The sequence below is a fragment of the Streptomyces scopuliridis genome, assembly GCF_042790125.1.
GTDB classification, from domain to species: Bacteria; Actinomycetota; Actinomycetes; order Streptomycetales; family Streptomycetaceae; genus Streptomyces; species Streptomyces scopuliridis_A.
This window is the reverse complement of record NZ_JBHTZS010000006.1, coordinates 227,558-247,587: the sequence shown is the minus strand read 5'-3', so window position 1 is coordinate 247,587 and position 20,030 is coordinate 227,558. Positions and strand designations below refer to the sequence as shown.

Here is a 20,030-nt window from a genome sequence, read left to right as displayed (position 1 = left end):
ACGGTATGCCGGTCCGCGATCGCCGATCGGTCAGTCCTCTATCAGCCGGCGCGGTCCCGGCCCGTGCGCGGCCAGTTCGTCGCCCGGGTTGGAGAGCACGCAGCGGTCCAGCGACAGACAGCCGCAGCCGATGCAGTCCGCGAGGTTGTCGCGCAGCCGTCGCAGCGTCCGGATGCGCCGGTCGAGGTCGTCGCGCCAGCACTCGGAGATCCGCGCCCAGTCCTCCTGGGTGGGCGTACGGTCCTCCGGCAGCAGCGACAGGACCTCACGGATCGTGGCGAGCGGGATCCCGAGGCGCTGCGAGGTACGGATGAAGGCGACGCGGCGGAGCGTGTCCCGGCTGTAGCGGCGCTGGTTCCCGGTCGTACGGCGGCTGCTGATCAGCCCCTCGCGTTCGTAGAAGCGCAGTGCCGAGGGCGCGACGCCGCTGCGTTCTGCCAGTTCACCGACGGTGGCTTCCTTGGCGTTCCAGGCGAGATGCGTCATGCGGGTCAGCGTAACTTGACCTGAACCAAGGTTGAAGTATGACGCTCTTCCCATGGACCTCACCACGCGGGAAGCCGCGATCACAGCCGTGCCCGGACACACCGACGGACACACCGACGGACACACCGGGAAGGAGCGGAAACTGCGGCTCGCCGTCATCCTGGGCAGCAACCGCGAAGGCCGCTTCGGTCCCGTCGTCTCGGACTGGTTCCTCTCCCACGCCGCCGAGCACCAGGACTTCACCACGACCTTCATCGATCTCGCCGACACGGACCTGTCGGCCCCCCTCTCCTCCCGCCCGGGACCCGCCGTACGGGCCGAACTCGACAAGGTCACCCCGACGCTGGCCGCCGCCGACGCCTTCGTCGTCCTCACCCCCGAGTACAACCACTCCTTCCCCGCCGCCATCAAGGCGCTGATCGACTGGCACTTCGTCGAATGGCAGGCCAAGCCCGTCGGCTTCGTCTCGTACGGCGGGCTGTCCGGCGGGCTGCGCGCCGTCGAGCAACTGCGCCAGATCTTCGCCGAGATGCACGCCGTCACCGTCCGGGACACGGTCTCCTTCCACAACGCGCACGCACACTTCGACGCCGAGGGCCGGCACCGCGACCCCGCCGAGTGCGACGCCGCCGCGCGGACGATGCTCGACCGGCTGGCGTGGTGGGGGCTGGCGCTGCGCGAGGCGAAGTCCGCCCGCCCGTACGCCGGTTGACGGCGGCGGGCCGCCCGGCCCCGGTTACGGGAAGCCGGACAGGGCCCGGGTGACGGGCAGCCGGGTTACCGGGCGTACGCGTGGCTGTACGCCTCGCGGTCCGCCGCCCTCGCGGTGTAAGGTCCCCCGGCCCCGCATCGATCATCCGGAACCCGAAGGAGTCCGCTCGTGCCGCTCGCCGAGTGCCTGACCGTGCTGACCACGACCGACAGCGCCGACAAGGCGGAGGACCTTGCCCGGGGCGTGATCGAGGCCCGGCTCGCCGCCTGTGCGCAGATCTCCGCGCCGGTCACCTCCGTGTACCGCTGGCGGAGCGCGATCGAGACCAGCGAGGAGTGGCAGATCCTCTTCAAGACCACCGCTGCCCGCTATGGCGCGCTGGAGGCCCATCTGAAGGAGGCCCACGACTACGAGACTCCGGAGATCATCGCCACGCCGGTGGTGCGGGGGAGCGCGGAGTATCTGACGTGGATCGCCGAGGAGACCGTCGCGCGATGAGGGCCGGGTTCGGGACCGGAGCCGGGGGCGGCGCCGGGGCTGGCGAGGGGCGTGACGACGGGCCCGGCGAGGGGCGTGACGACGGGCCCGGCGAGGGGCGTGACGACGGGCCCGAGGGCGGGCTTCCGTTCTTCGTCTATGGCACGTTGCGGCCGGGCGAGCACAATCACGACCTGTTCCTGCGCGGACGCGTAGCCGTGGAGGAACCGGCCAGGCTGGCGGGAGCGCTGCTGTACGACGGCCCCGGCTACCCGTACGCGATCGAGGCCGCCGGTACGGCCGCCCCTGGCACGGTCGCCTCCGGAGCGGTCATGGGCGAACTCGTCACGGCGAAGCCGGAGGAGTACGACGAACTGCTCGCCGTACTCGACGAGTTGGAGGAGTACGCGGCCCCCGGCGATCCGCGCAACCTGTATGTACGGGTGGCCCGCGACGTCCTGCGGGCCGATGCCACCCCGGCCAGGGCATGGGTGTACTTCGCGGCGCCACACGTCGCCCACGCGCTACGGGCGCGCGGGCGGCTGATCGCGGACGGCGACTGGCTCGCCCACATCCGCGGGCGCTGAGCTGACCGGACGCGATGGGCGGGGATGACGGGGTTGGCGGCGATGGCGAGGACGGCGGGGACGGCGGCGGTGGCGGGGACGGCGAGGACGGCGGGGACGGCGGACGGTGCGGCGGGCGTCAGCGGGCGCCGCCGCCACCTCCCGCCGCCAGCGCCTCGGCCACCCCCGTCTCGGCCGGTCCGAGGAACATGGGATCGGGCCGTACCAGCGCCTCCGCCGCCGCCTTCCCCGAGGCGAACACCTCCCGTATCCCGCCGTAGTACCAGGTCGCGTCATGCGGCTCCGCGACACCGACGCCGTACGACTCGACCCCCGCCGCCCCGCAGAGCGCCACCGCGCGCCGGACATGGAATCCCTGAGTCACCAGCACCGCCCGGTCGACCCCGAATATCTTCTTGGCCCGTACGCATGAGTCCCAGGTGTCGAACCCCGCGTAGTCGCTGACGATCCGGTCGTCCGGCACCCCGCGTCCGACGAGATACGTCCGCATCGCGTCCGGCTCGTCGTACTCCTCCCGGCTGTTGTCCCCGGTCACCAGCACGACCTTCACCTTCCCCGCGCGGTACAACTCCGCCGCCGCGTCGAGGCGATGGGCGAGATAAGGCGTCGGCCGGCCGGACCACAGCCCGGCGCCGAACACCACGGCGACGTCCCGCGCGGGGACCTCCGCGACCGTACGGATCCGGCTGTCCGCGACCGCGTGCATCCACGTCGCGGGCGCCAGCGCGAGCGCGCACCCGAGCATGACGGCCTGCACGAGATGTCTCCGGCGGCGTCGGGTCAGCCGGAAACGCGGCCCGCGCGCCTCCGCCCGCTCTCCCGGCAGCCGTGGCCGGCGTGTCAGCCGTAGCGCGCGCGGCCATAGCCCGCGCGACCGTGGCGCAGGCAGCCGTAGCCCGCGCAGGCGTGACGGCTTCGGCAGTGGCATGGTCCCCCCTGAGTGGTCCTGGATTCCCCGTTCACCCCGCTCTGCTCTGTACGACGATCGACGGCGTCGATCAGTTCGCGGATATGTCCGGTGGTGTCCAGGCCGCCAGCAGCAGCGACGCGGTCGCCGCGGACACATAGACCGACGCGGCCAGCCAGGCCAGGGCGAAGCCCCCGGGGTCGGCGGGCAGCAGCCGGCCCAGGACGTCATGGCGGCGGTCCGCCGCCGCGTCCGTCAGCGCCTCGACCCGCCGCGCGCCGGTGGTGAGGCCCACCGCCCGCAGTCGGCGCGGCAGTTCGCCGTCCGCCGACGCGGCCGACACCGCCCGGCCGCCCGCGACCGCGCGGTCCACGGTCCTGCGCAGCAGGTCCAGCTCGGCGGGGAACGCGGGAGGCGCCCCTTCCTCCACCGGTGCCGCGAGTCCCGCCGGTACGGGCGGTACGGCCGGGATGTGCGAGCGGTTGAGCAGGCGCAGTCCCAGATCCGCGCGGACGGGCTCCCCGTCATGGCCGGTCCAGGACGCGGCGAGCACCCGCACCCGGTCGGGCCGGTCGGGTACCACCCGGGCGATCAGCCGCAGCGCGAGCCCGCGGCGGCTCGCGAGCAGCGACAGGTTCTCGGCGTAGGGGAGTTCCGGCCGCTCGTCGGGCGCCGCGAGCCGCAGCGTGGGGCCCGCGGTCACGGCGAAGCCCGTGCCGGTGACGACGCCGTCGAGAAAGAGCAGATCGCCGCCCGCCGTACGGGCGTCGACGGGCTCGGACAACCAGCCGAGCACCGAAGCCAGTTGCTCGGCGGGTGGCCGCTCCCAGAGAGCGGCGAGCGGTGCTTCCCGCCAGCCCGCGCCGGCGGCCCGTACGGAACGTACCGCTCCACCACCACCGATCCGGCCGTCCGGCGAGACGGTGGGCGCCGTGAGGATCACCCCGCCGCCGTCGCCCAACTCCCGCAGCCCGAGCGCGCAGCCACCGGGCACCGGCGTCCCCGACGCCTGGAGCGCGCGCTCCGGTCCGCCGGGAGCGACGTCCGAGAGCGTACGGAGCGTGCCGTCGGGCGCGAGCGCGTAGACCGTGGCGCCCGCGTATCCGGACGCGGTCACCACCGGCTCGGTGAACAGCCCGTGCAGCCGCAGCGGCCCTTCGGGCCGGTAGTCGCGGCGGGCCGGGGAGAGGGCGGCGGCGGGGCGGCGCACCAGATCCAGCAGCTCCGCCAGCTCGCCCGACAGTCCGGCCAGCCGGAACGCCGGGTCGTCGGAACGGGCCTCGCTCAGCAGCCGCGCGATCCGGACCGCCGTGCCGGCCGGCCGGTGCAGCCCGGCCAGCCGCGCCGAGTGGGCGGCATGGAGCAACTCGGCGCGGTGGACCGCGCCGGAGCCGGACGCACCCGCGACCAGGACGGCGGTCACGGCGCCCCGGAGAGCGTCGAGAGCCGTGGACTGGGCCGGGGTGAGGGCGGGTTCGCCGGCCATCGCGGGCGCCGGTACCGCAGGCTCATCCTGTCCGCTCTCCGTCCCCTCCTCCGTGTCCTCCTCCGCCTGCTCTTCCCTCGCTCCCTCCGCTTCCTCCGCTTTCCCGACCGCGAGAGGGGCGACGGACAGGACCGCAGCGCGGTGCAGACAGGCCGGAGCCAGCAGACAGCCGCACACCGCGTCCTCCGCGTCGGCCACGATCCCGGCCGTGACCCGCAACGTCACGGCCGTGTCCTCGGCGACCCGCACCACGACACCGTCCGGCGTCGCCTCCACCGGCCAGCCGGCGGCCTTCGCCACCGCACCGTCCACGCGTTTGCGCAGCCGCGCGGGCAGCAGATCGAGTGCCCCGGCCGCCACTTCGGCGGTCACCGGCGGCAGTACCGCGGCGGATTCCGTCATCGGTGCGCACCTCCTACGCGTTCGCCGACCCAGCGGGCCAGCTCCAGAGGGCTGAGCGCCGCGACCGGCATCCCCGCCCCCACCAACTGCCCCGCCACCCCGGCCGAATACCGGGGCCGTCCCTCGTCGTCCAGCGAGGCGCAGCCCAGGACATGACAGCCCGCGTCGACCAGCGCCCGTACCTCCGTGAGCAGCGGGGAGACCGGGCCGCCCTCCTCGAAGTCGCTGATCAGCACGACCAGCGTGCGGGACGGCACCGTCACCAGCTCACGGGCGTGGCGCAGCCCGCGCGCGATGTTCGTACCGCCGCCGACCCGGACCTCAAGCAGCAGGCCGAGCGGGTCGTCGACCTGGTCGGTGAGGTCGAGCACCTCGGTGGAGAACGCGACGAAGTGCGTACTCACCGTGGGGACACCGGCCAGTACGGAGGCGGTGAGCGCGGCCCAGACCGTCGACGCCTCCATCGAGCCCGAGACATCCACGACCAGCACCAGCCGCCAGTCGGCCGCCTTATGGGCGCGCGTACGGAAGACGGGCCGTTCGGGCAGGACCGTCACCGCGCCGGTGTCCGGATCGCGGCGGGCGGTCGCCAGATTCGCGCGCAGCGTACGGGCGAGATCCAGCGGCCCGCCGGGGCGGCGGGTCGGGCGCGGATGGGAGACGCCGGTGAGGGCGGGGCGCAGCCGGCTGGCCAGCGCCTCGGTCAACTCGGCCACCAGCCGGGCCACCAGGGGCCGCAGCCGGGCGAGCTGATGCTCGGGGAGGCCGCCGGCGTACGAGAGGACGGTACGCAGCAGCTCCACCGACGGCCGAGCCGCGGCCGGGTCCAGCTCCAGGGCGGCGTCGAGCCGTCCCGTATCGGCAGCGGCGGCCAGCACCTCTTCCCGTATGCCGGGCCCGAACAGCGCCGCCAACTCCTCGGACCAGGAACGGACATCGGGATACGACTCTTCGTGCCCGCCCCGGGAACCACCCGCGTCACGCTCCTCACCGCGCGCGCCCTCGCCCCGCCCGTACCCGTACAACTCGTCGAGCGCGCCGGCGATCCGGGCGGCTCCGCCCGTGAGCTCCCGCCCCCGCCCGAGCAGCAGTCGCCACCGCTCACCGGGGGTGAGGGCGATGGCTCCGGGCGGGTCGTCGCTCCCACCGGGGGAGCGGTGGCCCAACATGCCGGAGTTACTGGAACTGTCGCCGCTACCGGAACTGTCGTTGCTGTCGGACCTGTTGCTGCTCTCGGAGTCGCCGGAACCGTTACGGACCACCTCCGCCAAGACCTCCGCCCCCCATCCCCGCGCCGCCAGCGCCTCGCGGCCCGCCAGATCGGCCGCCGCAAGCAGCGCCAGCGCCGCCGGATCCGACAGCGCCCCGGGGAGGACGCCCGCGGCGAGGCCCGTACGGTCCTCCACCGTGGCGAGCAGCCGGGAGCGGGCGGCCGGGGAGAGCGTGTCGAATCCCGCGCGCAGCGAAGGGAGCCGGTCCAGGAACCCCCGGTCGGGCAGGGCCTCGATCCGTTCCAGCAACGGATCGAGCGCGCGGCCGGTCTCCAGCAGCGGGCCCGCCGCGAGCAGCGTCCCGCGCAGGAATCCGGCCAGGTCGGCGCGGAGTTCTGGGGTCGTCGCGCTGTCCGCTCGGGACGCCAGACGCGTGCCGAACTCCGCCGCGTCCCGCAGCCCCAGCAGCACCCGGGCCGCCCCGGCCGCACCCCGGATCAGCGGAGTCGCCCCGGCGTCGAGGCGCTTCAGCGCGGCGTCGAGCCGGAACCCGCCGCCGAGGTCCTGCCCGGTCGAGCCGCGCGGGCCCGCGGCGTCCGGTACGGCGCCTCGCCGCGTTGCGGGACTCGTCCAGGTACGTCCAGTACGAGGCCGACCCTCCGCCGCCGCCCTGTGGGCCAGCGAGACCAGGGCGCGCGCGTCGGCGGGCTCGGTGGAGCCGGCGAGCCCGTCCAGCGCCCGGACCCCGGCCGCGGCCAGTTCTTCGTACGCCGCGCCGAGCGCGTCCCCTTCCCACCCGGCGCGCAGCCCCGGCAGATGGCCCGAGCCGAGCCTGTCCAACAGGGCGAGACCGGCGAGCAGTTCGGGCAGGGTGCCGGAGGCGGGCAGCAGTCCGGCGGCCTCGGAGAGCCGCTCCGCGGCGAGCGCGGGCAGTCCGCAACGCGCCGCTTCCTCCAGACCGGACAGCACCTCGGCCGCGGTCGGCCCGCCGCGCTCGTGCTCCGCCGCACGCCGTCGGCGCAGCATCCCGGCCGCCGCCTGTTCGAGCGTCACCCCGTGAACGCCCGCCACATCGAGCATCGCGGCGGTCGACGGCGACCAGGCCACGACCCAGCGCGTGGTCAGCGGGGCGGCGTCGCCCACGCCCGCCACCGCGCCCTCCTCCCCGTACGGGACACGGCAGGCGGCGAGCCGGCGCAGACACAGCTCACGGCGTCGGTCCAGATCGCCGCGGTGCGCGTCGAGACGCAGCTCCCGGCGGCCGGGCGCGGCCGGTGTGGGCAGCGACAGGCCGCCGAGCAGCGCCTCCACGGCCGGCCCCAGGCCCGAACGCGGCGTGCCCGGCGCGAGCCTGCCCTGCCGCGTCCCCACCAGCACCCGCTCCATCGCGGCGGCCACCACCCGGCCCCGCCCGAACAACCGCCCCTGCGTGAGCACGGTCTGCGCCGCTTCGGCCAGCTCACCGCGCCCGGCGGCGGGCAGACCGCGCAGCGCCGCCAGGTCGCGCGCGACCCGCACCACCTCACGGGCGTCGGCCGGCCCGCTCGGATGCCCGGCGTCCCGTACGGCCGCGCAGATCCGTACCGCCGTCGACGTCAGCAGATCGTCCAGCAGCGCGGGATCGCCCGCCGCGAGATGCACCCCGCGCTGCCACTCGGGGTCGCGGATCCCGGCCGGATAGCCGGACCGCTCGTCCAGCAGCGCGTACGAGTACGGCACGAGCGAGGTGACGACGGCCCCGGCGGCGCGCACGTCCGTCACCTCCGCCGATGCCTTCCCGGGACCGGGACCGGGACCGGTGCCAGGACCAGGACCATGGCCTGAACCGGTGCCAGAACCGGTGCCGGGTGCGAGAGCGCCCCGCAGCAACGCGGGCGCGTGGAAGGCGCCGATCACGGCCGCCGCCCGGCGGCCCCCGTGCTCGGCCAGCCGACGCCGCATATGCGCCTCGCGCCGCAGATCGTACGGATCGACCGCGCCCGCGTCCGCCCGCAGGGCCCAGCCGACCAGCAGCGCGGCCCGCCGCAGCGCCTCCGGGCCGGAACCGGGCGCCGCCGCCTCGACCAGCCGGTCCCACAGATCGTCCCCGGGCCGACCCCCGGCCCGCGCCCGCAGCGCGGCGGCCAACGCCCCACCGGCCCAGGCCGATCCACCGGACTCACCGGACCCGTCCGACTCGGCCCCTGCCGCGTCCGACTCGGCATCCGCGCCTCGACCGGACGCGCGCGCCGACAGCGGCAGGTCGAACGGAACGACCTCCACCCCCGCCTCCCGTGCCCAGCGGATCGCCGCCAGCTCCGGCGAGAACTCCGCGAACGGCAGGAACACCAGCCCGCCGCCCGCCGCCCCGTCCCCGCCGCCGGCCAGGGCGACCGGGGGCACCGTCGCCGGATCGGCGAGATACGGCAGCCAGGGCGCGAACTCCTCGGGCAGCTCGACGAACAGCACCTCCGGCGCCGCCTCCGCGAGCATCGCCGGTACGGCCGCGGCCAGCGCCGGGGAGTGGTGCCGTACCCCGATCAGATACGGCTCCCGGCACCCGGCGAGCCCGGCCAGCGCCTCCGAAGGCCCCCTGTCGCCGGCCGTCGGCGCACCCACCACACCGCGCTCCGGCTCATCCCAGCTCATCGCGCAGCCCCCACAGCGTCCGCCACAGCGGAGCGCCCGCCTCCGCCCGGCGGCGCACCGGGCCGTCCCAGTACCCCAACAGCCGTGCGTGGTCCGCCGGATCGTCCTTGCGTACCGTCCCGAGCAGATGGCCCGGCAGCGTACGCAGAACATCGCGGCCGTCGCCGAGATACGCCGCGCCGAGCCCCATCGACGTGGCGACATGCACCGCCTCGGCCGTCGACATGACCGTCGAGGGGCGCTCGATCTCCCAGCCCTCCGCGCTCCGTCCCGTCCGCAGATCCCGGAACGCGGTGACCAGCGCCTCCAGCACCGTGTCGTCCACGGAGAACGTGGCCCCGCTCCGCACCAGCGCCGCCGTCGCCTGACAGCGCACCAGCTCGGTCTCCGCGTCGAGATCGCCGATGGGGCCGACCGTCTCGAAGTTGAACCGGCGCTTCAGGGCGGCGGACATCTCGGAGACGCCCTTGTCGCGGAGGTTGGCGGTGGCGATCAGCGTGAAGCCGGGAACGGCGTGCACCGTGCTGTCCCCGCCCTCCTCGCCCGCCAGTTCGGGCACGGACATCCGGCGCTCCGACAGGATCGAGACCAGCGCGTCCTGCACCTCGGGCAGACAGCGCGTGACCTCCTCGACCCGGGCCACCGCGCCACGCGTCATGGCCGTGAGGACGGGAGAAGGCACCAGAGCCTCCCGGCTCGGCCCCTTGGCCAGCAGCAGCGCGTAGTTCCAGCCGTAGCGGAGCTGGTCCTCGGTGGTGCCCGCGGTGCCCTGCACCGTGAGCGTGCTGCTGCCGCACACCGCGGCGGACAGCAGCTCGGAGAGCATCGACTTGGCGGTGCCCGGCTCACCGACGAGCAGCAGTCCGCGCTCGCCCGCCAGTGTCACCACACACCGCTCCACCAGCGCCCGGTCACCCACGAACTTCCGTGACACGACCAGCTGTTCACCGTCGGCCGACCGCAGCGCCTCGCCGTCCGAACCACAGACGAACAGCACCACCGCGCGCGGCGTCAGCCGCCACCTCGGCGGGCGCGGGCCCTCGTCGTACGACGCGAGGAACGCCAGCTCCGCCGCGTACCGGTCCTCCGGCAGCTCCAGCTGCCGCCCCGGCTCCCGCTCCGTCTCCGTCTCCGTCGCCGTCGTCTCCGTCATCGTGTGCCTCCCCGGCCGCTCCGGCCCTGGAACTCCTCGAACCCCGGCACATCGCCTTCGACGACCCGGCGCCACGCGGCCCTGTACAGCTCCGGCACCGTCCGGTCGGGCACCACATAGAGGGGCAGGTTCCCCGGGAGCGGCTGGTCCCGCGGCAGCAGTGCCGTCTTCCAGCTCTCCGCGGGCAACCGCGGCGCGGGCTGCTCCAGCCAGGCGCCGGGCAGGAACAGCGAGCGGCCCGCCCTCGCGCGCTTGGCCTCCACCACCAGGTCCGTGGCGGCCAGTTCGGCCCGCGCCTTCTTCAGCCGGGCCGGCTTCCACCCCGTCCACTCGGCCTGGTGGCGGTCGGTCGGATCGGGCAGCGCCAGCAGCATCAGATAGAGCACGGCGGCGTCCTCGGAGAGTCCGAACCGCTCCGCCGCCTCGACCACCAGCTCCGGCGCACCGAGCCGCGGGTCCTGCGGGGGGCCCGGCGGGCCGTCCGCCGTGATCAGCTCCATGAACTCCGCGCTGAGCAGCGTCCGCAGCGCCTTCAGCTGCGGAGCCTCGCCCGCCGTCGCCGCCAGCAGCGTCAGATCCGGATGGTCGGGGCCGCCCTCGCCCCGGTCCGGATTGTCCGTCCCTTCCGCGGGCAGCACGGCCGAGGGCCGCACCCACACCTGCTCCCAGTGGCTCCCGTATCCCGATGGCGTCAGCACCAGCGCCGGTGACAGCTCGAATATCTCCTTGTCGCCGGCGTCGCGCTCCGGCGGCAGGCCGCGGGCCTCGCGCAGTCGCCGGGACACGGCTTTATTGGTGGTGTCCTTGTCGACCCCGAGACGCAGCAGCAGACCGGGGTCGGCCAGCCGCTCCCGCATCATGCGGACGGTGACCGGCAGGACCACGCGCAGCGGGTCGCCGTACGGCAGCCGGTACGCGAGCCAGCGCAGCGCGTCGACCGTGGTACGGAGGGTGAGTCCGGTCAGCGACCGCGGCTCCGCCGGCTCCAGCCCGCGGTTGGCCATCCGGTGTTCGGTGCGGCCGGTCAGTACCTGCCAGCACTCGGGGTTGAGCGCGTTCTGTGCCGAAGTGTCGCCGCCCATCTCGGCCACCAGCTGTCTGATCAGCGTGGGTGGCACGGGCCGTCGCCTGCCACGCGCCGCGATCCACGCCTCCGTCAGCGGTTCCAGCGCGAAACCGGTGGTCCACAGCTCCGCCACCCGCTCCGGACCGGTCGGCAGCAGCAGCTCACTGAAGGTTCGCCGCTCCCTGACGCTCAGCGCGCCGAGCGTGGCGGTCGCCGCCTCCACCTCGGCGTTCTTCGCACCCAGCGACTTCAGATACGCGGCGGGCAACGCCCCCTGGCCCGGGCCGCCCGTGTCCGGGGAGCCGAGCTGGAGCAGGCCGCCCACGGCCGCCGCGACCCCGACCCGCTCGGCGAAGTCCACGGCCTGTTCGGGGCGGTACGGCAGCGGGCCGCGCTCCCGTACCAGCTCCATGATCCGGCGCACCAGTGGCGCCCGTACCGGATCGTCCGCCGCGCCCAGCACCTCGGACTCGATGAGCACGCATCCGTCCCAGCCACCGAAGGCACCGGCCGGGTCGTACTCCACGCCGTGCCAGTACGCGTCCTTGTCGTCGGACCGCAGCCGGCCGAGGATCACCAGCCGCCGTGCCCCCGCGTGCCGTACCTCACCGGCGAGCTTGCTCCCGTCGCTGCCGGGGATCCGAAGCTCCACGACGCGCAGCCGCCCGCGCGGGTCGATGAGCAGCGCGTCACCGTCCGCCTCGACGGTCAGCGCCGCGTCGAAGAACTCCAGCAGCGCGGCCCGGTGTTCGTCGGAGGTGGCGGGCGAGGCGATGCGCAGCGTGAGCGCTGCCATTCCGGCTCCGGCCAGCGTCACCCACCCCTGGCCCGTCCACTTGATCGGGGTGTGTCCCGGGATCGCGTCCGGCGCCAGCGCCTTCGGCAGCAGCCGGATCTGTTCGAGGATCGTCGCGTGCTTCGGCAATGGGCCGCCGTAGGACTGGTACGTCCCGATGGCGAAGCCGTGGAACGCGTTGCCCAGAACGGCGTCGAAGGCGTGCCGGACCTTCTCCCTCGGTTTCTCGGAGGCCGGCACCCGCGCCGCGTGCTCGGCGAGCGTGGCGATACGCCCGCTGTGCCGGGCCGCCTCGTCCACCAGCCCTGCCACGCCCGCCACCAGCCCGGGGTGCGTGACGTCCGGCAGCAGTCGGCGTACCGCCGCCTCCGCCTTCGTGCCGTCGGCGACAGCTGCCAGCAGCGCTCGCGCGTCCTCCTCCGTCACCGCGCGCAGCGCGGCCGAACCCCGTTCGTCACGCGGCCGCAGCGCGTGCCAGTACGACAACGGCGGCACCAGCGGGGTGCCCGCCGCGTACGCGCCACCCCGACATCCGTCCTCGACCCGCGCGAGCTGGATGCCGTCGGCGTCGTGCAGGGAGACCGACGCGCGGTAACCCCCGGTCTCACGCGGATGCAGCGAGGCGCCGCCGGGCAGCCGCAGCGGCGGCACGGGAATGCCGTCGGTGAGATGCTCGACGCGGGCGCCGGCCGGGACCGGCACGGCGGGGCCGCGGTTGCCGTCCACCGAACAGGCGGTGAGCGTCCGCTCCTTGGGGTCGTATGTCACCCACCAGCCCAGCAGCCCGTCCTTCGTGCCGAACGGCGAGGACTCCAGACCGGGCTGTACGGGCAGCAGCCGGCAGGCCCGCTCCAGCAGTTGTACGCCGCCCCCCACCGGCGCCGAGTCGAAGAAGGCGGGCACCGACACCCGGCCCCTGCGGGCCGACCCCGGGTCGTACTCCCACCACTCGTTCTCGTGCAGCACCCATACGGAGATCCCGTCCGAGGCGACCGGGCGGCGCTCCGCCGCGAACGAGGTGTCGCCCGCGTACACCGGCCGCCCGCCGTAGCAGCGCCCCCCGTCGGGCAGCTCGAACGACGGCGTCTGGACGTCCGCCCAGTGGTCTTCCAGCTGGCCCTTGGGCGTGAACTCCTCGGCGGGACGGCCCGACCACACGGCCCGTCGCTCGTCGCCGCGCCCGTTGGCGATCAGCCACTGGCCCCCGGCGTAACGGATCGTCATCGCGGCCCAGGAGCGGGGCGAGGTGGCCGGGGGAGTCAGCGACCGCTGGTCGAGCACGGCCGTCGGCCCGACCGCCGCGACCCGCGTGTCGACCCTGACGAGCAACGCGGGCCAGGAGTCCCGCGTCTTGTACCACCTATTGGCGTGGGAGCCGTAATACTGGTGCAACGGCTCCGGGTCGACCGTGCCGAGCCCCGGCAGCGCCTCCTCCAGGGCGGGCCAGCCCAGCTCGTCGAGAATGCCCGCCCGCAAGGTCCTCGCCAGGGCGGGGGCGGGCGAGACCGCCGTGATGCGCCGCACCGCCTCCGGAGCCGTCGCCAGCACGGACGGCGAGGAGAATCGGTTGAGCCGCCGCAACAGGTCGTCCAGGCCGGGCAGTCCGAAGGGCCGCGACAGATCGTCGGCACGGTCGGCCAGCCACCCCACGAGTACGGTCCGCAGAGCGGGATGGTCCACGATGCGGCCGAGCCGCTCCGTGGAATCACGGCTATCGGCCAACTGCTCCACGTCCGTGCGCAGCAGATGCGTGAACCGGGGATCAGTGGTCAGCGCGACGAGATCCCTGCGTCCCTCGCGGTCATCCGCCAGCCAGTCGGCCAGATGGAGGTTCGAGGCGTCCTCAGAGGGGCCGGCGACCGGCACGCCCCATGCCAGACAGGCATCGAGCAGATCCAGATCCGCCGTCACATGCTGTCCGTAACCGCCGAGCAGCCGTACCGGCGTGCCGTCGGCCACCAGCCGCTCCACCAGCCGTTCCACCAGGGTCAGTTCGGCTTCGAGGCGTACGGTCGTCCGCCAGCCGCGCCGCCGGTGCCCGGCCCAGGACGACAGCCACTCGGCGGCCGGGACCGTCCCGTCCACCAGCAACTCGACGGCCCCGCACCGGTCGAGCAGCGCCAGCCAGGACGCGTCGAACTCCTCGGGGCTGTCACCGCCCGTGGTGGGCAGCAGCGTCAGCAGCCGCTCCGGTACCGAGCGGTCCTCGGCCGCGAGGGCGGCCAGGGAGGGCAGCGCGGCCTTCCAGAAGCCTCCCGCCGCGCGGTTCATCGGGCCGGTGTGGATGATCTCGGCGAGCAGCGACCGCTCCTCGGCGCCCGCGTCCAGCCCCGCGCCCTTCGCGAGCCGCCGCAGATCCTCCAGCATGCCCGCGTACGGGGCGAGCCCGGCCGCGCACCGCTCCAGCGACACCGACCTGAACTGTCCGTACGCCTCGGCCGCCGACAGCCGGGCCGTCAGCGCCTTCGCGTGCTCACGCAGCGCCTTGCCGGTCAGCGCGCCCGCTCCGGCGAACTCCAGGAAGACCTCGCGCAGCCGCTCCTCGTCCACCTCCAGCCCGTGCCGCTGCTCGGCCGCCCGCGCCTTGCCGAAGAACACCGAGGCCTGCTGCCGGGATTCGACGGCCAGGAAGAGCCGTGCCACCTGCTCGTAGTAGGTGGGCAGGAAATGCGGGACGGACCGGTCGAGCCGCGTGCCGATCTCGTCGAACCCCTCCTTCGCCAGTCCGGGCTTAGTGCCGACGAGCCGCGTGAGCCGCTCCATCTCCTTGACGACGGCCAGCGCGTGATGGCCGTTGGCCGGGTCGTTCACCAGCGCCCAGGCCGGGAAACCCAGCGACTGCCGCTTCACCCGCCCGACGTCGGCCACCTCGGCCGCGCCGAACCCCAGATACTCCAGGGAGAGATCCTCGGCGGCGCCGATCGCGCCGGGCACCAGCCGTACCACCGCGCGCTCGCCCAGCGCGGGATGGCCGTACGAACGCGCCGTCAGCACATCGCCCCCGGCACCGCCGGGCGGCAGCACCGCGCCCGCCTCCAGCAGGTCCTTCTCGAACCGCTCTTTCCCGAACTGCTCCTTCTCCGGAAGGCCCGCGCCCGCGGACCGACTGTCCGCCTGCTGCCCGTCCACCGGTGTCCCGCTCAGCGGTCGCACGTCGCTCACAGCGCCTTCTCCTCGTCGCTCTCGATCACACGGTCCGCGTACACCAGCGCGGCCATCCGCTCGCCCTCCGACCAGGCGACCGGCCCCACTTCGGCGAGCGGCAGCCGCCGCCCCGCCCTGTCACGCCACTCCAGCGAACCGGTCAGCGTCTCCGACTCGGGGTAGTCGTCCCCCAGCCAGTACGCCGCCTCCAACTGCCGGCCGTCCTCCACCAGCGGGCAGACCGCCTGGCCGCCGCGCACCCGGTAGCCGAGCGAGACCGCGCGGGCCGAGGCGTGCCGCAGCTCCGCGAACTTCCCGTCGGCGTAGGCCCGCCACTCCTGCGCCGTACCGCCTGCCACGGCGCCCCTGGTCGCCTCCGGCCGCCGCCACACCTCGCGGAACAGCTGCTCCGCGCCCTGCTCGACCCCCAGCTCCGCCGCGAACTCCCGCAGCTCCGCCAGCTCTTCGAGCAGCACCGGATGCGGAATCAGCACCGTCTCCACCCCGGCCGGCTCCAGCCACACCGAGTCCCCGTCCAGATCGACGATTCCCAGCCCCCGCGCCGGATCGGCGTCCCGCAGAAAGCCCGCACGATCGGTGTCCGCCGAACCGTCCGCCCCCACCGGGGCCACGACGAGATCCCGCAGCGTCGACTGCCAGGCGGCGTCCGGCCACACCCGCGCCAGCAGCGCCACCGGCACCGGCAGCGAACGCACCAGCCAGGTGTCCACCTGTTCCCGGCACTCCCGCTCGTGCCGCTCAAGCCACTCCGCCAACTGGCGAAGCCGCACGACTTCCGGGTCGTCCCTGAGCTTCGACGGCACCTGTTTCAGCGTCCGCCCCGCGGCGTTCCGGCACAGCACGCGCGTACCGTCCAGCGCGACGGCATACCCGCCCGTTGTCTCGACCCAGCCCATGGCAGGACCCCTTCCCGACCTTCTGGTTCCGAACTGCCATCACCGTAAGTGAGGGGTCTGACAACGCCCCCGCGCCGCTGGTGAGGTGGTGGAAAACCACCGACATCACCGCGCAACGACCCGGCAACCAGGACCGGCCACGATCGGTTCATGACGGAGCCGGCACACCACCGCGTGTCACCCCCGCACACGCCCACCCTCGTCGTCGTCGCCCACGGCAGCCGCGACCCGCGCGCCCTGCGCACCATCACGGCGCTCCTGGACCGCGTCCGCGCGCTGCGCCCCGGTCTCGACGTACGGCTCGGCCACATCGAGCTCAACGAACCGCGGCTGCCCGACACCCTCGCCGCCCTCGGCGCCGGCCGGGCCGTCCTCGTACCGCTTCTCCTGGCCCGTGGTGTGCACATCAAGCGCGATCTGCCCGCGTTCGCCGCCGCCGCGCCCCGTCTGCGCACCCGCGTCGCCGCCCCGCTCGGACCGCACCCGCTGCTGGTCGAGGCGCTGTACGCGCGGCTCGTCGAGGCCGGCTGGCCCACGGACCTGGGGGACCGGACGCGCCGGGGAGCCGGGGGACACCCGGGCCGGGGCACCGACCCGACCGGCCACAACGCCGGGATCGTCCTGGCCGCCGCCGGATCGCGCGACCCCGAATCAGCGGCGGACACCCGCCGTACGGCCGTGATGCTCAGCGAGCGTCTCGGCGGGGTGCCCGTCGTCCCCGCGTACGCGTCCGCCGCCTCGCCCACCGTCCCCGAGGCTTTGCGCGCCCTCGCCGCCCGGGGCCGCCACCGCACCGCGATCGCCTCGTACTTCACCGCGCCCGGCTACTTCGCCACCCGCGCCGCCGCCGGTTCCGGGATCGTCGCCGCGCCCCGGATCGCCGCGCCCCGGATCGCCGCCGCCCCGCTCGGCGCGCACCCGGCGATGGCCCGGCTGCTGCTCCACCGCTACGACGAGGCCCTGGCGGCTCCCCGGACGGCACCGCGCCCGGGGAGCCCGGAGGAGAGCGGGGTTCAGCCGTCGAGTACGGCCTTCATGACGCTCTTCGCGATGGGAGCGCCGAGCCTGCCGCCGGAGATGTCCTCCCGGGAGATGTCCATGTCCGTGGGGTCGATGAAGACCGCGACCGCCACGGAGGCATCGCCCTTCTGGCCGTAGGAGACGAACCAGCCGTACGGCACCTCCTGGCTCACATCGACCCCGCGCTGCGCGGTGCCGGTCTTCCCGCCGACCGTGACACCGTCGATCAGCGCCCTCTTCGCGCTGCCCTCCTCGGCAGTGAACTCCATCATCTCCCGCACCTGTTCCGCGGTTTCCTCGGAGACGGCCTGGCTCTTGACCGCGGGCTCGCGCTTCTCCAGGGTGGAGAGATCGGGGCCGCGCAGCTCCTCGACGATGTAGGGCTGCATCAGCTTGCCGCCGTTGGCGAGGGCGGCGGTCACCATGGCCATCTGCATCGGCGTGCTGGTGAGACTGCCCTGCCCCATGCCCGTCAGCGCGGTCCCGGGCCGGTCCAGCTTGTCGGGGTAGAGGCTCTTGGTGGCCAGCATGTCCCCGAAGTCCTCCGCGTACACATCGGCGTTGAACCCGAACTTCTCGGCCGTCTCCCGCATCTTGTCCGCGCCGACCTTGGACGCCGCGTCGAGGAAGACGTTGTTGCAGGAGTACTGCATGGCGGTCTTCAGCGAGGCCTTGTCGCACACCTCGTCGCCCGCCTCACTGCCGATCTTGTTGGTGGAGAGCGGCAGGGGATACGGGGATTCCGCGTCGGACGGGGCGTCGATGTCCGAGATCACGCCGTGCTCCAGAGCCGCGGCGGCCGTGAGGATCTTGAACGTGGAGCCGGGCGGATACGTCTCCCGCAGCGCCCGGTTGGCCAGCGGCTTGCTCTTGTCGTCGTCGAGCGCCTTGAACTTGTCGCCCTCCTTGAAGGACAGCCCCGCGAAGACGGACGGGTCGTAGGAGGGCGTGGAGACGAGCGAGAGGACTCTGCCGGTCCGTGGATCGAGGGCCACGACCGCGCCCCGGGCGTCGAGGTCGGTCAGCCCCTTGTAGGCGGCCTTCTGCGCCTTCGGGTCGATGGTGGTGATCACATCACCGCCGCGCGGTTTCTCGCCGGTCAGGACATCCAGGGCGCGCCCGATGGCGAACCGGTCGTCCTGTCCGCTCAGCACCTTGTCGTACGTATTTTCCAGCAGGGACATGCCCTGGGACTGCGAGGCGTAGCCGGTGACCGGGGCGTACATCGGTCCGTCGGTGAAGGTCCGGCGGTAGGCGAACTCCGCGTCGGTGACCTTCTTCGACCCGGTGACCGGCCGGTCTCCCACGATGATGTCCCCGCGCGGCTGCGAGAACTGGGCGATCTTCACCCGGCGGTTGTTCTCGTGGTTGGCGAGGCTCTCGCTCTCGATGAACTGGAGCCAGTTGGCCCGCACCAGCAGGGCGAGTACGAGCACCCCGCAGAAGATGGCGATACGCCTCAGTGGCTTGTTCATCGAGCTCTCCTCTCCCGCGCACCCACGCGGTCACCTCCACGCATGCGCACGTGGTCACACTTTCGATCTTCCTGGTAAAGATGCGAGGTATCGCCCAGCGGTTCCGGCGAGTCGGCGACGCCCGCCTCGGGAGCCGCGCCGGGAGCCCGCGCCTGTCACCCGCGCCGGTTACCTTCGGTGCATGGCAGGCACCACCGACAGCACCACCCCGCACCCCCCGGAACCGGCGCACGGGTACGACGGCGCGGCCACCGAACGCTGGGCACGCGAACCCGACAAACGGCCGGGCCGCACCGCGTTCCAGCGCGACCGCGCGCGCGTGCTGCACTCCTCCGCGTTGCGCAGGCTCGCGGGCAAGACCCAGGTGGTGACCCCCGGATCCCGCAGCCAGGAGTGGGACGCCAGCCCCCGTACGCGGCTGACCCACTCCCTGGAGTGCGCCCAGGTAGGCCGCGAGCTCGGCGCGGCGCTCGGCTGTGACCCGGATCTCGTCGAGGCCGCGTGTCTCTCCCATGACATGGGCCACCCGCCCTTCGGCCACAACGGCGAGCAGGCGCTCAACGACTTCGCCGCCGACTGCGGCGGTTTCGAGGGCAACGCCCAGTCGCTGCGCCTTCTGACGCGTATCGAGCCCAAACGTTTCGTACGGTACGAAACGGTGACCCCGGCCACCCACGCGCCGGCGTCAGGTGACCCGGGCAGTGGCACCCTGGTCAGCGTCGGCCTCAACCTCACCCGGGCCGCCCTGGACGCCGCCACCAAATACCCCTGGCCGCGCGGCGCACACCCCACCGAGCCGGGCTCGGCGAAATTCGGTGTGTACGAGGACGATCTGCCGGTGTTCAGCTGGGTCCGCGAGGGCGCGCCGACGGACCGTATCTGCTTCGAGGCACAGGTCATGGACTGGTCCGACGATGTGGCCTACAGCGTCCATGACTTCGAGGACGGGCTGCACGCGGGGTACGTCGACCCCGCCGCGCTCACCTCCGTCTCCGAGCGGAACGCGATCTGGACGGTGGCCATCGGCCGCTACGTACCCGCCGGCACGGACCCGCAGGAGCTGGCCGCCGCGCTCGACCGGCTGATGGCGCAGGAGTGGTGGCCGCACTCGTACGACGGATCCGCCGTCGCGCAGTCCTGGCTGAAAGACGCCACCAGCCAGCTCATCGGCCGGTTCTGCGAAGCCGCCGAGGGCGCCACTCGCCGGGCGTACGGTACGGGCCCGCTCACCCGGTACGCCGCCCAGCTGGTCGTCCCGCGCGAGGCCCGGCACGAGTGCGCGGTCCTCAAGGCCGTCGCCGACCGCTATGTCATGCAACGCGCCGAACAGGAAGTTCTCCGCGCCGACCAGCGGATCCTGCTGGCCGAACTGGCGGGCGCGCTCACGGCCCGCGCCCCCGAGGGGCTCGATCCGCAGTTCCGCGCGCTGTTCGAGGCCGCCCGCGACGACCGGGCCCGTAAACGCGTCATCGTCGACCAGATCGCGTCACTCACCGACGCGGCGGCCCGCTCCCTGCACGCCGGACTCACCGGCCGCCGCCCCTCACCGCCCTGACACCGCCG

At 73.8% G+C, this 20,030-nt stretch carries 12 protein-coding genes and 1 pseudogene; 5 read left to right on the top strand and 8 right to left on the bottom strand.

Annotation, left to right across the window (positions count from 1 at the left end):
- Nucleotides 1-30: 30 nt before the first annotated feature.
- On the bottom strand, nt 31-486 hold the full coding sequence (gene soxR, locus ACFRKB_RS12365) for a redox-sensitive transcriptional activator SoxR (protein WP_383105535.1): 456 nt from the start codon (nt 484-486) through the stop codon (nt 31-33).
- 52 nt (nt 487-538) lie between these two features.
- On the opposite strand from soxR, the gene ACFRKB_RS12360 reads away from it, so the two are divergent.
- The 3 genes from ACFRKB_RS12360 to ACFRKB_RS12350 all read left to right on the top strand — a co-directional run bounded on the left by ACFRKB_RS12360 (nt 539) and on the right by ACFRKB_RS12350 (nt 2,262).
- A complete protein-coding gene (locus ACFRKB_RS12360) occupies nt 539-1,198 on the top strand; it encodes an NADPH-dependent FMN reductase (protein WP_383105534.1) in 660 nt (219 codons plus the stop codon).
- Between the two features lie 168 nt (nt 1,199-1,366).
- Nucleotides 1,367-1,696 (top strand): divalent-cation tolerance protein CutA, encoded by a 330-nt coding sequence (gene cutA / locus ACFRKB_RS12355; protein ID WP_383105532.1) that lies wholly within the window; start codon nt 1,367-1,369, stop codon nt 1,694-1,696.
- Nucleotides 1,693-2,262 (top strand): gamma-glutamylcyclotransferase family protein, encoded by a 570-nt coding sequence (locus tag ACFRKB_RS12350; RefSeq protein WP_383105530.1) that lies wholly within the window; start codon nt 1,693-1,695, stop codon nt 2,260-2,262. The genes cutA and ACFRKB_RS12350 overlap by 4 nt, the downstream gene beginning before the upstream one ends.
- A 118-nt stretch (nt 2,263-2,380) precedes the next feature.
- Here ACFRKB_RS12350 and ACFRKB_RS12345 read toward each other — a convergent pair whose 3' ends face one another.
- The 6 genes from ACFRKB_RS12345 to ACFRKB_RS12320 form a co-directional block, all read right to left on the bottom strand.
- Entirely contained in the window at nt 2,381-3,190 is an 810-nt protein-coding gene (locus tag ACFRKB_RS12345) for a SanA/YdcF family protein (RefSeq protein WP_383105528.1), read from the bottom strand.
- Between the two features lie 70 nt (nt 3,191-3,260).
- Nucleotides 3,261-5,057, bottom strand: a complete 1,797-nt coding sequence (locus ACFRKB_RS12340) for a thioesterase domain-containing protein (RefSeq protein ID WP_383105526.1) — start codon at nt 5,055-5,057, stop codon at nt 3,261-3,263.
- Nucleotides 5,054-8,896, bottom strand: a complete 3,843-nt coding sequence (locus tag ACFRKB_RS12335; protein WP_383105525.1) for a DUF5682 family protein — start codon at nt 8,894-8,896, stop codon at nt 5,054-5,056. The genes ACFRKB_RS12340 and ACFRKB_RS12335 overlap by 4 nt, the downstream gene beginning before the upstream one ends.
- Nucleotides 8,883-10,049, bottom strand: coding sequence for an ATP-binding protein (locus ACFRKB_RS12330; RefSeq protein WP_383105523.1), 1,167 nt, complete (start codon nt 10,047-10,049; stop codon nt 8,883-8,885). The genes ACFRKB_RS12335 and ACFRKB_RS12330 overlap by 14 nt, the downstream gene beginning before the upstream one ends.
- Nucleotides 10,046-15,073 (bottom strand): hypothetical protein, encoded by a 5,028-nt coding sequence (locus ACFRKB_RS12325; RefSeq protein WP_383105521.1) that lies wholly within the window; start codon nt 15,071-15,073, stop codon nt 10,046-10,048. Before ACFRKB_RS12325 ends, ACFRKB_RS12330 begins: the two co-directional genes overlap by 4 nt.
- A complete protein-coding gene (locus tag ACFRKB_RS12320; RefSeq protein ID WP_383105520.1) occupies nt 15,070-15,972 on the bottom strand; it encodes a DUF4132 domain-containing protein in 903 nt (300 codons plus the stop codon). Before ACFRKB_RS12320 ends, ACFRKB_RS12325 begins: the two co-directional genes overlap by 4 nt.
- A gap of 150 nt (nt 15,973-16,122) precedes the next feature.
- On the opposite strand from ACFRKB_RS12320, the pseudogene ACFRKB_RS12315 reads away from it, so the two are divergent.
- Nucleotides 16,123-16,962, top strand: a pseudogene (locus tag ACFRKB_RS12315) (sirohydrochlorin chelatase); the annotation flags it as partial.
- 23 nt (nt 16,963-16,985) lie between these two features.
- Here ACFRKB_RS12315 and ACFRKB_RS12310 read toward each other — a convergent pair.
- Nucleotides 16,986-18,467: a peptidoglycan D,D-transpeptidase FtsI family protein gene (locus ACFRKB_RS12310; protein ID WP_383105518.1), complete on the bottom strand. Its 1,482-nt coding sequence runs from the start codon at nt 18,465-18,467 to the stop codon at nt 16,986-16,988.
- Between the two features lie 181 nt (nt 18,468-18,648).
- Between ACFRKB_RS12310 and ACFRKB_RS12305 the strand changes: the two genes are divergently transcribed.
- A complete protein-coding gene (locus ACFRKB_RS12305; protein ID WP_383105516.1) occupies nt 18,649-20,022 on the top strand; it encodes a deoxyguanosinetriphosphate triphosphohydrolase in 1,374 nt (457 codons plus the stop codon).
- Nucleotides 20,023-20,030 lie beyond the last annotated feature (8 nt).